Here is a 15,414-nt window from a genome sequence, read left to right as displayed (position 1 = left end):
ATGCATATTGCGGGTTTAACAGGGAAAAGAATTTTACCGCAGAGGATAAATGTGGTATATCCAGGTTGCGCCTGTAAAGTTGAGTCCGGTAAGTTGGCTGTTGTATCACCATACCTTTTGAGTAACCGCAGAGGTCGCGGAGATGTTTTGGCTGCGCTAAAACATGTTGTTGACTGTCGTGAGTATTGTTCTGTACGACAAGAGATATGCGAGCCGTCAGGATATTCACCGATTTTGACGCAGTTAAGATCCTCTGTGCACCCAGTGCTTCTTTGTTGAAAGGTGCGGTGATGAATTGATCCACTGGATAACTGTCTATAAATCTTTTGTAGAGATGATAGTGAAAATAATTCTCTGTGTTACAACTTAAGCGCCTTGTCTTTAAAGTTCAGCAGATAAAAAAAGGGCATAAAAAAAGTTCCTACCTCGATAAACTGTTGCCTTTCCAACGAGACAACTTACCTTTATCCGGCAAAAACCTTTTGTTTTCCGATGTAAAAGTAGGTGTCCGGTATTAATTCAACTTCACCTTAAAGTTAAGGAATTGGTAAATAGTCATTTGGGGAGAAACGAAATCCCGTCACCTGAAGTTTAATTTCGACGGGAGCTTACTGGAGAATAACTAGGTTCCGCTTACGTGACGTAGTAACCCCCATCCCTGTCCCTGCGGTGCAGTACTTCCCCCAAGCATCAGGGCTTGAGGGCAGAGCCTGTTTTGCTTGATGCCAGTAGCCACCTACTATCAGCCAACACCCACGGGCTATCAAACCTCCGTTTTCTTCCACCTTCCCTTTTTAAACAAAAAATAGGAGATAGATGTCATGATGGCTTCGGCAATGATGATGGCGAAAAAAGCACCTTTGTAACCCATTGAGGTATGCATGGCCAGGACGTAAGCCACAGGAATTTCAATCATCCAAAACGCTACCACATTTATGCGCGTTGGCGTTCTGGTGTCACCGGCCCCATTAAACGATTGCACCAAAACCATTCCCAAACCGTAAAATATAAAACCAAAGCTTACTATCCTGAGGCATTCGGCCCCAATTGTAACTACGGCCTCTTCTTGTGTAAATAGTTCGATAAAAAAGGTAGGGGCCCAAATAAATACGATGCTCAATATTCCCAAAAATATCATATTGGCACGGGCGGTAAACCAAACCGACCTTTCGGCCCTGTCCGGTCGCTGCGCGCCCAGGTTTTGTCCCACCAGGGTGGAGGCGGCATTGCTCAGTCCCCAGGATGGGAGCAAAACAAATATAATGATACGTATGGCTATGGTGTAACCAGCCACGGCCTCGCTGCCAAAGGATGAAACAATACGCACCAAACCGATCCAGCTGGAGGTGGCTATGAGCGACTGGAATATACCGCCCGAAGCAATGTTCAATACCTGGGCTATTTTTTGCCGGTCCAATCGCAGCTTATCCGGGATCAGCATTACCCTGGCCGAACCTTTAAACAGGATGTAAAACTGGTATAGCACGGCTACACCACGGCCTATATTGGTGGCCCAGGCGGCACCTTCGATGCCTAATTTTGGGAACGGCCCCAGCCCTAATATTAACATGGGATCAAGAATAATATTTAACCCATTGGCAATGACCAGCACCCGCAAGGAGATGGCGGCATCTCCAGCGCCCCTGAATATGGCATTGTTAATGAAAATAAGCATGATGACCACATTACCGCCCAGCATAATGGTTGGGTAACCGCTGAATTGTTCAATCAACATATCGGACGCTCCCATCAACCCCAATATTTGCCTGGCGAATAACAAGCCTGGAATGGCTATCGCGGCAGATATTATGATTCCGGTGATAATGGATTGCCAGGCAATATGCGCTGCCTTTTCGGAACGCTTTTCTCCAATCCTTCGGGAAACAAGTGCGGTGGTGGCCATGCTTAAGCCAAAGGCGATAGAATAGACAATGGTAATGACCGATTCGGTGATGCCTACCGCCGCAACCGCATCGGCACCCAGCTTGGACACAAAGTAAATGTCGACAATGGCAAAGATGGATTCCATCACCATTTCGAGCACCATGGGTATGGCCAGCAAAAAGATGGCCTTGCTTAGTTTAATTTCTGTGTAGTCAAAGGAAGTCCCCATCAAGGCCTGCCACACGTTTTGGCCCAGCGAAACTATTTTTTTCGGTACACTAAGTTTTTGTTGTTGCCTAATATTTTGTTCCTTCATTTCTATGTCGTTCTCATGTGAAACATCGGGATAGGCTGGCTTGTTTAGCCATAGCGAAAAGATAATGTGGAGTACAGTCAATCCCCGCCATGGTGTTTCTTAAATAATGACCTAGGATCTAATTTTTAAGTGTGCATAAATGGTCTGCAAAAACATGATGGCGATGCGATAGGCACTTTGTTTTTTGAAACAAATAAAATCTTAACCGGAGATTTTCACGCCGTTGCAGGGATGCTCGTTTCCCCAGGAGGTAAAATAAACGACGGGCGATATGTGTTTGGGGGTCTTCATAAGGACAATAAGGTAAAGGAGAAATTTTATTAAACGTCATGGTTTGATCCACCAGGGTATTTAAACCCGGATTATGCATTAGAACTTCGTCGTGAACATTGAAAGTGCAATAAAACAAGGCTTTACTGAAAAGAGGCATAGCATCGTTATGGTGAGTTGAAGTGAAGCAGCGGAGTGTCTTGTTTTAAAACAATTTCAATGTGTAATAGATTTTCTAATGCATATTGCGGGTTAAACCTTATCCAAGCTTGAAACTTTGGAAAAGAAACATAAAAAACAAGTAAGCTACTCTGGGCTTTAATCCAACTGAACTTCAAGGTACACCAGAGCTATAGAGCCGACTTATTCGGCTTTTTGTTGGGGTTGCGTCCTTGATTCATAGAGCTTTTAGTCTTACATTTAATGGTATGCCTTTGAATATCATAACGCATATATGAACATCTTATAGGTTTGATTTATCGAGTAGTATCGAAAGTTGCAAAGTGAAATGATATCGAAAGGCAGGATCGTGAAGTAATGTGGTTTCCGTTTGTGTGGGGAGACGCTAATTGTTAAATGTTAAATCATTGGTCATGAAGAAGTTATTCGTATGTTTTCTGTTGTTAATTGGCTCATTTACACTTGTGGCCCAAACACCCACCCTCCAATCCCCGACTAAACAGGATTACTTGCGAAAGAGTAGAGGTCAAAAAGTTACCGCTTGGATACTGGTGGGTGCCGGAGCTTCCATGATTGCTTATGTTTCGCCAGGGCAGGTTTCTTTAGATGTTCTGCCGTTTTTTGCTATCGGAGGTGCTGCTTCCGTTTTGGGCAGTATTCCCTTGTTTGTGGCAGCTGGTCGAAACAAACGAAAAGCCTTCAGTATGTCAACCTCGTTAGGCTTGAATCATTATCATAACTTCCCGGCGAATAAAATAGTGACATCTCCAACCCTGACCATTAGGCTGCGTTTCTAATGCAGTATTTTTAGGATGTAATAATACCGATTCGTTAACGCAGATCTCATGTAAATACAACAGAAGATAAACCCAAGAAATATAAAAAAGCCCCGGGTGACCAATCCGGGGCTTTACTAACCTAACAAATTCAAAGTATGAAAAAAGCCCTTCAGCTTATTCAATTTCCTGTGTTGTTTTCTTCGTTCTTCTTCTTACGTTTTCGTTGTTGGCGGCAATTAGTTGGGCAACCGTACGGGTAAAGCTGCCATAGGTGTCTTCGTTGACTATGGCCATCGCTTTTAGGTAAATCACCAATTTGCCATTTATAAGTTTGAGAATCTTGTTTTTTATGGATGTGGCATTGGCATAGGTGCCTTCCTGTGCTTTTTTTTGCTCAAAAGACAGGTGGCTGGTTTCAAAGTCGTTCTGCGCATTCCGCAAGGCCGCAATGCTTTCCGCAGCACCTGAAACAAGTGCAATAGGCTCTTGCAATTCAGGTTTCGCCAGTTCGGTAAGTAAGGAGTTAACTAAAGAACTCTCGGTGGCATAGCTTTCGTTCACTATTTGCAGTCCGTAATTGTCGATAACAGACATGATTTTTTGCGCCGCGTTGGTAATGTTTTCATCCGGGTGGTGGGTAAACCCAAGGATCAAATAATAAAAAGACCGTACTGAGTTATCCCGGTCTTCGTCCTTTTCTTCCAGTTCCGACTCGCTTTTAATACGGTTAATGGCTTGGTTAAGATTTGCCGAAAGAGGCTGGATACTGGTAATGATACCTGAAAGGTTGGAGTCGCCATAAGGAGAAGAACTTTGGTAGGCAGCAAGAATTTGGGAAGTAACAGTGTCGATCTCTGTAATACGTGTTTGCGTCATGATTCTGTCTATCATAGCAAAAATTTTAAAGGGTTAGAAATATAGATTTTTAAAATAATACATTCAATATAACGAGAAACATAATTAATGTCAAGTAAATTGAAATTTTCTTATAACATCAATTAAGCTATGAGTTTGGGCTAAAGCATTCCGTGGCCAAACCCCAATGGTATAGGCCGTGGTTGTTTAACCATGGCTTCCTTTTTTGCTTGGGGAGGCTTTGGTTGTTTAACCACGGCTTCCTTTTTTGCTTGGGGAGGCTTTGGTTATTTAACCACGGCTCCCTTTTTTGATGGGTGAGGGTTTGGGTGTTTAACCACAGCGCCATTTTATATCAGGGGGACCGACGGTTAAAAATCAAGGCTTCATCTTCGGATCATCATCCATCCACACAGAATTTTTAGAATAGTAACATGTTGTGTACAGCACAATAACCATCTCTCCCACAGAACCAAATAATTGTATGGCTGTTTGATTATTAGGACAGCAATATACTTTTATTCGCAAAACATGTATTCTAATAAGATTTCAACATTATGCAGGACACTGTTACTAAACCGAAAATATATATATCATACGCCTGGAACGCCGAGAGCGAGACCGTCGCAGAGAATATTGAAAAAGAGTTTGAAGGAAGGGGCCTGCATGTTATCAGGGATAAGAAGGACCTGAAATATAAAGGGAGGATCAGCGAATTTATGAAAGATATTGGAAGCGGGCAATATGTAATCGTGGTCGTTAGCAACAAATATTTGCGGTCGGAGAACTGTATGTACGAGCTGATTCAAATTTTCAAAAACCAGCACCTGTACGAACGCATTTTCCCCATCGTTCTGGACGGGGTAAAGATTGCCAGGGCAACCGATAGGCTGGACCTGATGAAGTATTGGGAAAACGAGGTGGAAAACCTGGACCGTAAGACCAGGGAATTGAAAAGCCTGGGCAATATTCAGGGCGTAGCGGACGACCTTAACCTGTATGCCGAGATAAGGAATAACATAGGGCAGCTTACCCATATCCTCAAGGATATTAATATGCTCCATGCGGATCAGCACATTCGTACCGATTTCAAACAGCTGTACGAAGCGGTAAATGCTAAAATAAAAGATGACTTTGGTACTATACACGGAGGAGGTAGGGTTAAAAAAATACTTGGACAAAGCATATATATTTTTGTGGGTGTATTGGCCCTGGTATTTGCGATACAATTTTTTAACAGGAGTAATGTGCCAAATCAAGGTGTAAAGGAAGAGTCGGTAAACATACCGGAGCCAAAACAGGAACAGCATGAACCGGTTCGGGGTTTATCGGATTCCACATCTATGCAAATGGGCGAACCGGTTAAACACAAGAATAAACAGACTATACCGAACCCAACCTATGATGTTATTTTGGTGGTTCCTTCCTTTATGGCAAAACAGGATGTGTATGTCGACAACCGGCTTGCCGAAGTGGTGGATAGAAGTCTAATATCCATAACGGTGCGCGTGCAGGGAAAAACCGGCAGTCATCATTTCGAAATTAATAACGGCGCCCAACGCTGTGTTTTGGATCAGCAGATTACAAAAGACTCGCTGCGGTTAGCCATGCTGTGCGAATAGTACTTTACCTCCTTTGTTTTGCCAAAAGAAGGCACTGTGCAGGGTGTAAAAGGCCCATTCGAAATTTTAATACCAATTCTTGAAACGCATGAGAAACAAATGGCAAATATGGGTTAGCTTAATGCTATTTCCCCTAACAGGTATTCTGGAGCCGATGGCCAATGTTAATGCCCAGGGATATGAACCAACACATGTGTACGTGTGGGATTTTGGTGTGAGCCATGCGCACCTTGGCAAATACGCAACGGTGTACCGGAACGACTTTGAAACCGAATTGATCAAATTAAACAGGTTTACGGTACTCGAACGCAGGCGTTACGACAGGATCATGGCTCACCAGGATATGGAAAACAACATATCCGACATTCGCAAATTGTCACCTAATTCCCGGGATAGCCTAAAGGCCAACAAGGCTGACGCTGTTTTTTTTGGCGAATTAATATACCATGACGAGAGCGGGAAATATCAGGTTAAGGTAACGTTTCAACATTTAAACGGAAACATACTGAAACAGGGCGACATCCTTATTGACAAAGCTAAAATTGATGATATTGAACTGAGCAAGGTTTTTATGCGGAAGTTATTGGGAGATTTGTACGCCGGCGAAGTGCTGGCGGCCCGGAAAAAACAATACGACCATGTTTCGTCGCTGCTCAGATCCTATTTGGCCAGTATAAAAGATGTTAGCATCGCCTTTGGAAGTATTGCCGATTTTGCTTTCAAGGATGAGAAGTATTATAAGGAACTTGAACAGACCGTATATAATTACAACGATTTATGGAGAAACCTGGATAGCAACAGGGGTAAATACCTGACGGATTTTGAAAGTGTCTGGGGCCCACCTTACGCAAGGCGCTTTGAAAGCATCTATTCCGAAATAATGGACAATATACACGTAACGGAAATTTTGCCGCTGAATAAGGTGAGGGAGGATATCTGGAATTACCGGGAGCGTGCGTTGAAAAAAAAGGAGAAGGAAAGAATGAAGAAGAAGATTATGGAAAACGTGGATGATATGGTGGATGACCTGCAGGAAGAAACGATAGAAATAAAAACAAGGATAAATTTCTTTCTGGACGACCTTAAAAGGGAAATGTGATACCTGGTATGACTATTGGAAAAATATAAACTTGAAAAAACGTGATGATGAAAACTATTGATGTAATTAAAAAATCGACTTTAATACTCCTGGCATGTGTAATCATGGCCTGTGGTTCAGAAACAGTCATTGCTACCGTTTTTATCCCGGCTTTTGCAGCTACCTGGCCGGTGGTGGGTGACGAGAATTATGAGATCGACCTGCAGCCTGATGAGGATAACAAAGGTGTGGCGTCGGGGGTTTTTAATGGTGCGGAATTCCACCAGACCGATCCCGACAGAAATGGCAATGACTTAAGCGGAAGTTTTGATGGACTTGACATTGAGTTTACCATTGTAAGGCCAAACGGTAGTGTTCGGTATACCGGAAAAATGATACCTGTCAGTGATACTGACCATACAATTGTGAGAATAGAATTGACCTCGTCGGAGGGAGATTTGATATTGGGATTTTGAGGTGGATGCAAACAAGGATCAGCTTTTCATTTTTTTCAGAAAAGTCATTTGCAATACCAATGATTTTAAAATTGAAATTATAGGCGCAAAAGCACTTATTAAGGTTTAAAAGCCGTACCTTTTAGATAAATTACTAAAGTTTTAGCGTTCATTGGAAATATAGATTGTCATTCTCATTATATGACCACTGATAATTTGGAGGGAGGAAATTGTGAAGAACACGTATTACCTTGGGATTGATGTCGGTTCGGTTGCGGTTAGCACTGCCATAATTGATGAGCAAGACAGGATTATAAGTACGCGTTATACCTTTCACAAGGGGCAAATCGTTTCAAGCCTGGAATCATTACTGAAAAATATTAAAATAGAGGAAATCAAGGGGATCGGGTATACATCCTCAACCCCAAATGTAATCCGGGACGGAACATTGGTCGACACGAGAGGCGCATATATCAATGCGGCAAAACATTTCCACCCTACACTCCGCTCGCTGTTAATCATAGGGGCGGAGAAATTCGGACTTATTACCTTTGATAAAGAAAATGAATACCACCACTACAAATCAAATTCTTCATGCGCGGCCGGCACCGGGAATTTTCTGGATCAACAGGCCGAACGTCTCCATTTGAAAAACATACAGGAATTCAGTAAGATGGCTTATGAAAACACGGGTAGCATACCGAAAATTGCATCCCGATGTGCCGTATTTGCTAAAACCGACCTTATCCATGCCCAGCAAGAAGGCTACTCGTTAAGTGAAATATGTGACGGATTATCCTATGGCCTGGCAAAAAATATGGCAAACACTGTTTTTCAGAAAAATACTTTTTCTTCTGTGGTTGCTTCGGGAGGTGTGGCATTAAATAAGGCGGTAATCAGGCATTTGGGGCAAATAACCAATCTCAAAATTTCAGTGGATAAATATGCACACGTGTATGGTGCATTAGGGGCGGCCATGGAATGCAGAAAGGATAAAAAAAAGCACATTTCCTATAATTCCGTTGAGGATATTATCCTGCCCCCCATACAAGCGAAAAAATATTTTTATCCTCCGCTGCAATTGAAGCAGTCTGATTATCCGGATTTTAAATCACATGAAACATATACATTCAAGTCGGTTAGCTATCCCGGCTTTCAGGTTGTTGAGGTGGATGTTTATGTAAAAACGAGGAACAGTAGCTTAGGTAGTATTTATATGGGTATAGATATTGGTTCAACCAGTAGCAAGGCAGTAATCATTGATCGTAAAAAAGAGGTTATTGCAGGATTTTACACCCGTACTTCCGGTCAGCCGTTAAAAGCTGTGCAGGTTATTCTGGAATCAATTTGTAATTTTAAGGAAAGGAAGAAACTTCATTTTCATGTAGCAGGTACCGGTACTACCGGATCCGGAAGGAAATTTATCGGAAGAATCATCGGCGCCGATATTATACTCAATGAAATAACGGCGCATGCCAGGGCTGCCGTTGAATTGGATTCCGAAATAGATACCATTATCGAGATTGGCGGACAGGACTCAAAGTTTACCATTCTGCATGATGGCATGATCACTTTTTCGGCCATGAATAATGTATGTGCCGCCGGTACCGGCAGCTTTATTGAGGAACAAGCCAAAAAACTCGGATGTCCTTTGAATGACTATTCCGGCCGGGCTGAAAAAGTGCGTTCCCCGCTGGCTAGCGACAGGTGCACCGTATTTATGGAACGCGATATCAACCATTATTTAATGGATGGCTATAAGCCGGATGAAATCCTGGCTGCTGTTTTGCATTCAACCCGCGAGAATTATCTGGCTAAAGTAGTGGGGAAAAGTCATATTGGGGACAAAATTTTTTTTCAGGGAGCAACCGCAAAAAACAAAGCACTGGTTGCTGCTTTTGAACAAAAGCTTAACAAGCCTATCATGGTTTCAAAGTATTGTCATTTAACCGGCGCTTTAGGTGTAGCGCTCGAAATACGCGATGCAAATATCGGAACCACAAAATTCAGGGGACTTGACCTGTATAAGAAATCAATCCCAACCCGATCGGAGGTCTGTGATTTATGCACGAATCATTGTAAACTTAAAGTTGCTGAAATAGATGGTCAGGTGGAAGCATATGGTTTTTTATGTGGCAGAGATTATAATGTAAAAAAATATGTGAGCAATAAATCATCTCATTTTCAGTTAATGCGTAAACGAAAGGAGCTGTTCAGATTCAAGGCCACGTCAAACAAGGATTCGCCGATCATAGGAATTCCTGCCGGCTTGCACCTGCACGATGAAGTTCTGTTCTGGCAATTTTTTTTCGACCTGTTATCCTTTAAAACGGTCACAAGTGTAAACTACCATACGCCGGTTAAAGATGGGAAAAATTTTTGCGGTGCCGAGTTTTGCGCCCCAATGACGGCAATGTATGGGCATGTAGATTACCTTGAGAAAAGAGCCGATTATATCTTCCTTCCTGTTTATTTAAAAGATACCAGGGGTTCTAACATGAACGGGCAGTACTGTTATTACACACAGTTTGTATCCTCCGTTATTACGGCACAATCTACATTTAATTCCCGTAAAAAGATACTTACCCCATTATTGAAAAGCTCACATAGTGAACTTCATACCCGGCTGGAACTTTACCGCATGTTAAAATCGATAGGATTAAATGATATAGGATTCATTCATATTAGCCAGGCCTATGAAAAAGCAAAAAAGCATATTCAAGCACTAAATAAGCAATGGAGTAGTTTGTATCAAAAAGAAACGGAGGCTAATGATGACATTCACATCATGTTACTAGGCCGGCCTTATACTGTTTTATCCACTGCGATGAACAATAATATTCCTGAGATTATTGAGCAAATAGGCGTTAAGGCTTTTTACATGGATATGCTGCCCTCCCGGCCATCCGAAATTTCTAAAATAGAAGAATTGCTGAAAACAATAAAATGGAAATTTGCCTCGAAAATCCTTGATGCAGCTGAAGTGGTTGCCACAACAGAAAACTGTTATCCGGTGCTGATTACTTCATTTAAATGCACACCCGACTCTTTCGTTATTGAATACTTCAAAGATATCCTCGAAACCTACGGAAAACCATATTTAATTTTGCAACTGGACGAACATGATTCCACCGTAGGTTATGAGACACGAATTGAAGCCGGTGTTCTGGCGTTTCGGAATCACCGCAACAGGCTTTTGTCAAAAAAGGAACCTAAAACATTGATAGAGCCATCTTTCAGGGAGCGTATGGCATCAAATCAGGAATGGCAAACAATCATCAAATCACTTGTTCGTGATGCTTCAAATATTCTTAAATCCCATTCCATTGATTTTAAATATTTCAGCAGCTTCATACAGCAAATTGAAAACCAGGAAAACCTGTTATCCGGGTCAGTATTATCCGGGATGAAAAACATTAAGAATAAAACACTGTTACTGCCATCGTGGGACCAATATGTAGGGCCGCTGTTGGAAGCGGTGCTTCAAAACAGTGGTATTGATGCGCGCCTGGTAGATAACCGGGATGATTCGATACGACGCAGTCTTAGCTTTAATACCGGACAGTGTCTGCCTTTGAATATAATAGTGCAAAATGCCATTGATTATATGGAACTGAACCGGCTCAATCCTTCCGATACGGCGGTATGGATCATGAAGTCGAATCTCTCCTGCAACCTTAACATGTTCCCTCTTTATATGCATAAGATACTGAACGATTACGGTAAAGGTTTGGAGGAGGCTTCCGTTTATGTTGGTGATGTTGTATTCTACGATTTTTCTTTACCTACTGCTATAAATGCTTATCTGGCCTATATGTTTGGTGGATATATTCGCAGGATTGGCTGCAGTATCCGTCCCTATGAAAAAGTTAAAGGAAGCACGGATAAGGTATTACAGGAAGTGTTGTTAAAGCTTAAAACAGCCTTTAGGAATTCAAAACCGGAGGAACAAGTCCTCAGGGAAATTATGAATGATTTGGCAGCGGTTGAAACGGTCATGGAAAAGCGGCCGAAAGTAGCCATTTTCGGCGATCTGTATGTGCGGGACAATGATTATATGAACCAGGATCTTATAAAAACGATTGAAGAGAACGGTGGTGAGGTGATTACGACTCCGTTTAGTGAGTACATGAAAATAGTGGTGGATCCACAATTGGAAAGAAGCTTTATGGACGGGCGTTATCTTAATTATGTGAAAATTAAGTTTCTGAAATCGTTGATACCTCTGGTGGAGGAAAAATATAAAAAATACTTTCGTTGGTTTAATGGTGAGGAAGTAGTTATCACGCCCCAAGAAACAGACGAATGGTTAAATCAGTTTGGGTTGAACATCATGCAACGGGGCGAATCCTTCGAAAACATCCTTAAAATCCAGCGACTGATTAAACAATACCCCGATCTGGATTTATTGGTGCAAACGAATCCCTCCTATTGTTGCCCGTCTCTGATTACAGAAGCTATGTCATCAAGAATTGAAGAGTTAACGGGTGTGTCGGTTGTGACAATTGAATATGACGGAACGTCGGGGAAGAAGAACGAAGATGTGATTCCATATTTAAAGTATCGGCAGAAAAAAGCTTAGCGATCTGCTTTACATGGGGAGCGGAAGGTTAGAGAAACACCAGGTGTTGAAGGGGTTGGATTGCGTAACAGGATTTCAACCCGCAATATGCATTAGAAATTCTATTACCCATTGAAATTACTTTAAAACAAGACACTTCGTTGCCTCACTTCAACTCACCGGAACGATGCTCCCGAAAGTAATCGGGACAAGTGATGCCTCGTTTCAGTAATGCCTTGTTTTATTGTACTTGCCATGCTCATGACGAACCTCCAATACATAATCCGGGTTCAATGCATATGGCGGGTTAATTATATCATGGCCATTTTGTTATCGCCATGAGCATTGACGCAACGCCAATGACGCATTTCTTCCAAGTGAATGATGGCCGGTTATCTTCTGCCCGCGCGGGTAGCACCGTTTATTGAAAGCTCACCACCGCTTTTTGCCGCTTGCCATCCATTAAAATCTCCAGTGCATTATCAAACTCCACGTGCGTAAAGTATTCGGTTTGGTGAATCACCTTTTGTTGTTTGAGTACTTCGAAATTAACGCGTTCGGCAGCTTTGTTGTGATGCACCGAAAAATAGCCCACGTTCATAGCCGTCACATTATGGAAAAAGTGGGAACCCAGCGAAGCATCCAACGGAAAATCCTCCAGCCCCATCTCAACAATAACCTTGGCATACGATATCTGCGACCAGAGCACGGGAATGCCGGTAAACTTATCGCGCGTGCCCCATCGGCCCGGGCCTATCAACAGGTATTCTTTTCCGATCCGTTCCATTTCCTTGTTTAAAACAGCCATTTCTTTGGCCATTTCATCGGTTTTGGTGCGGCTAAACTTTTCGGGGTTCATAAAAATAACATCTTTGATGTACTCTATCTTTCCATTGCCCATTCCCTTTTCCGAGGTTATTATTACCTTCGATTCATCAACCTGATTAAAGTTAACTTTTACATTGTTTTCAACCCGTATCATTGGTTTAATTTGAAGTAAGTAAAGAATGGGATTCTGGTTTTCCGTATTCAGTTGGACTGCAAACTCAATCTCTACGGGTGCGCCCATGGCCTCCTTAAAAAATTTAAGCAAGAATTCCAGGCTCTTGGCTAAAGGAAAATAATCGTACTTAAGTATGCTGGCAAAGTTGATGATGCGCGGCCCTTTTTTGTCGAGGTTATTGACGATTCGGTCGTAACTGAAGTCGTACACGGAGGCGCATAGCCTAAGGTTGCCATCTTCCTCGGCCTCCTTGACGGGTAGCTTTTGGATAAAGGAGTCCTGGTGATATTGCTTCACATCAAATTCTCCCAGGTTCAGGTCCAGCGCATAAAAATAGGTTTGCGAATCTTTCATTTGATCCTGAATTGAGTTGAGTTCCAGGTTCGGGTATTTGGGGCAGAAACGCCATGCCTTTTCTCCGCCAACCACGTATTTGCCGAGTCCGACCCCTAAGACCGCAAAGCCATCTTCCGGTTTCATGTACGAAAAAGGGTAATAATTGTAGCTTTGGGCAATTCCGCTGATATGCGGGTAAAAACGGCTGTGAGCCTCTTCACCAACGACTTTTTGAATGATGATAGCCATTTTTTCCTCCTCAATTTTATAATTGACAGCCTCGAAATAGGCTCTGGCCGAAGGACTGAACATGGAAGCATAAACGAGTTTTACGGCAGTGGCCAACTGTTGAAACCGAACCTCTACATCGGGATGGTTGTTGGGCAGCATAAATGTTTCGTACACACCGGCAAAGGGTTGTAGCAGCGAATCTTCGAAAAGGCCCGAAGAACGCACGGCCAAAGGTTCGCTGATTACTTCGACGTATTTGTGAAGTTGATTTTTAATGCGCTCGGAAAACGAGGATCGAAGGAAAAACTCACGGACACTATCGTACTCTTGCTCGACGTAAATTTTATGATAAAGCTTGTTTTTTTGTATAAAATTGGTGAACTCATCGGCACCGATAATGGCTGTGGTAGGTATGCGAATGCCAATCCCGGGCAACAAGCTTTTAAAATCAATGTTTTCCACAAAGTGACTGAGAAATGCCAATCCCCTGCCCTTGCCACCAAAGCTGCCTTCCCCAATTCTGGTCACGTATCGGTCGCTGTCGATGAGCGAAGATTCAAAGAGTATCACACGACCCCGCAACCGTTCTATTTTTACTTCCTCAAATATATTCAGAATAGCCTGGCGAAGTTTATGTGAACTGTCGAAATCTTCGATTTTATAGGGTCTTAGCCTTTGTGCCATATTGATTTCGCCGCGCGCCATTAACCAGGTGCTGACTCCGTTTCTTTTGGCATGGTATAAAAGCGATTCTGCCGCAACTTCTTGAATACATCGGGTAAATTCCTTCAGGTTGCGTGCCACAGCAACTTGTATGCCCCTGGAATTTTTAAACACAAAATTTCCAAACCCCAGTTTGCGATGAATAAAGTCGAAAATGTCCTGGGAAAGTGATTCGGAGTTTTTATCAATAAAGTCAGATCCGATTTCGTTGGCTTTGATCGCATTTGCAGGGTTTGATGACTGCAGCAGGGTGGGAAGGCTGGTCAGCGATTTGACATGCTTAATGAGCTCCACGCCGGCGTTTTCGTCATCTACACCATTGCGTTTGTATTTTACATCCGAGATTACACATATCAGGTAAGATTTGTATTTTTCTATAATCTCAATCGCATCTTCATAGTTGCTGACCAATAGGATTTTTGGGCGGGCACGCATTTTCAATATCTTATGCAATTGATCATGTCCTTCCTCTGCCAGCACTACTTGTGTTTGTTTCATGATGATGGAATATAGCATGGGAAGATAACGCGTATAATATTTTTGCGAATCTTCGACCAAAAGGATTACCCTCACATCGCCAATCTTGGTATCATTGGCCACGTTCAATTTATCCTCCACATATTTAATCATGGCCAGGAACACTTTTGAATCGCCGTTCCACACAAACACCTTGTCGATATATTTCACGTTGGGTCCGGATTCATCAAAAAACCTCAGGTCGCTGTTGTTGTTGACCATAGCCAACAATGGCATTTCCGGCGCTTTCCGCTTGATGATTTTACTGGTTTTGACGGGGGTTGTTTTATCCAGTCCTACCATTAATATCACCATGTCAAAGTGGCGTTTCCCCATTAATTCCAATGCTTCTTCCGCATTGGATACCGAAGTCACACGAGGAGCGGTATAAAGGTTGAGCTGCAGGAATTCACCATAGATGCGGTCAAAAAAACGTCCTTCCCTTATAATAGAATATGCGTCGTAGTAGTTGGCTATCAGCAAAACCTCTTTTACCTTAAACTCCATTAACTCGGTAAAAATATCCTGGTCGCTCTTTTTCCGATTGTAAATGCTACTTAATCCCGATGGGGTATTGGTTTCCATTGTCTCCTGCTTTTTCGTGA

General features: G+C 42.5%; 8 protein-coding genes. 5 read left to right on the top strand and 3 right to left on the bottom strand.

The window, feature by feature from the left end; translation table 11 throughout:
* Positions 1-763 precede the first annotated feature (763 nt).
* Positions 764-2,200: an MATE family efflux transporter gene (locus ACRD64_RS21125; protein ID WP_430935803.1), complete on the bottom strand. Its 1,437-nt coding sequence runs from the start codon at positions 2,198-2,200 to the stop codon at positions 764-766.
* An 863-nt stretch (positions 2,201-3,063) separates the two neighbouring features.
* On the opposite strand from ACRD64_RS21125, the gene ACRD64_RS21120 reads away from it, so the two are divergent.
* Positions 3,064-3,447 (top strand): hypothetical protein, encoded by a 384-nt coding sequence (locus ACRD64_RS21120; RefSeq protein WP_430935801.1) that lies wholly within the window; start codon positions 3,064-3,066, stop codon positions 3,445-3,447.
* Between the two features lie 156 nt (positions 3,448-3,603).
* Here ACRD64_RS21120 and ACRD64_RS21115 read toward each other — a convergent pair whose 3' ends face one another.
* Positions 3,604-4,320, bottom strand: a complete 717-nt coding sequence (locus ACRD64_RS21115; protein WP_430935799.1) for a DUF6261 family protein — start codon at positions 4,318-4,320, stop codon at positions 3,604-3,606.
* Between the two features lie 521 nt (positions 4,321-4,841).
* On the opposite strand from ACRD64_RS21115, the gene ACRD64_RS21110 reads away from it, so the two are divergent.
* The 4 genes from ACRD64_RS21110 (at position 4,842) to ACRD64_RS21095 (ending at position 12,021) form a co-directional block, all read left to right on the top strand.
* The gene (locus tag ACRD64_RS21110) at positions 4,842-5,906 is read left to right on the top strand and encodes a toll/interleukin-1 receptor domain-containing protein (RefSeq protein WP_430935797.1); all 1,065 of its coding nucleotides are present in this window, start codon (positions 4,842-4,844) and stop codon (positions 5,904-5,906) included.
* An 88-nt stretch (positions 5,907-5,994) separates the two neighbouring features.
* A complete protein-coding gene (locus tag ACRD64_RS21105) occupies positions 5,995-7,005 on the top strand; it encodes a hypothetical protein (RefSeq protein ID WP_430935795.1) in 1,011 nt (336 codons plus the stop codon).
* 44 nt (positions 7,006-7,049) lie between these two features.
* Entirely contained in the window at positions 7,050-7,460 is a 411-nt protein-coding gene (locus ACRD64_RS21100; RefSeq protein WP_430935793.1) for a hypothetical protein, read from the top strand.
* Positions 7,461-7,671: 211 nt separating this feature from the next.
* Positions 7,672-12,021 (top strand): acyl-CoA dehydratase activase, encoded by a 4,350-nt coding sequence (locus tag ACRD64_RS21095; protein ID WP_430935791.1) that lies wholly within the window; start codon positions 7,672-7,674, stop codon positions 12,019-12,021.
* Between the two features lie 400 nt (positions 12,022-12,421).
* Here ACRD64_RS21095 and ACRD64_RS21090 read toward each other — a convergent pair whose 3' ends face one another.
* Entirely contained in the window at positions 12,422-15,394 is a 2,973-nt protein-coding gene (locus ACRD64_RS21090; protein WP_430935789.1) for a PEP/pyruvate-binding domain-containing protein, read from the bottom strand.
* Between the last annotated feature and the right edge of the window lie 20 nt (positions 15,395-15,414).

The organism is Saccharicrinis sp. 156 (genome assembly GCF_050589685.1).
Lineage (GTDB): Bacteria > Bacteroidota > Bacteroidia > Bacteroidales > Marinilabiliaceae > Saccharicrinis.
The sequence above is the reverse complement of the archived record's forward strand: the minus strand, read 5'-3'. Positions and strand labels throughout refer to the sequence as shown.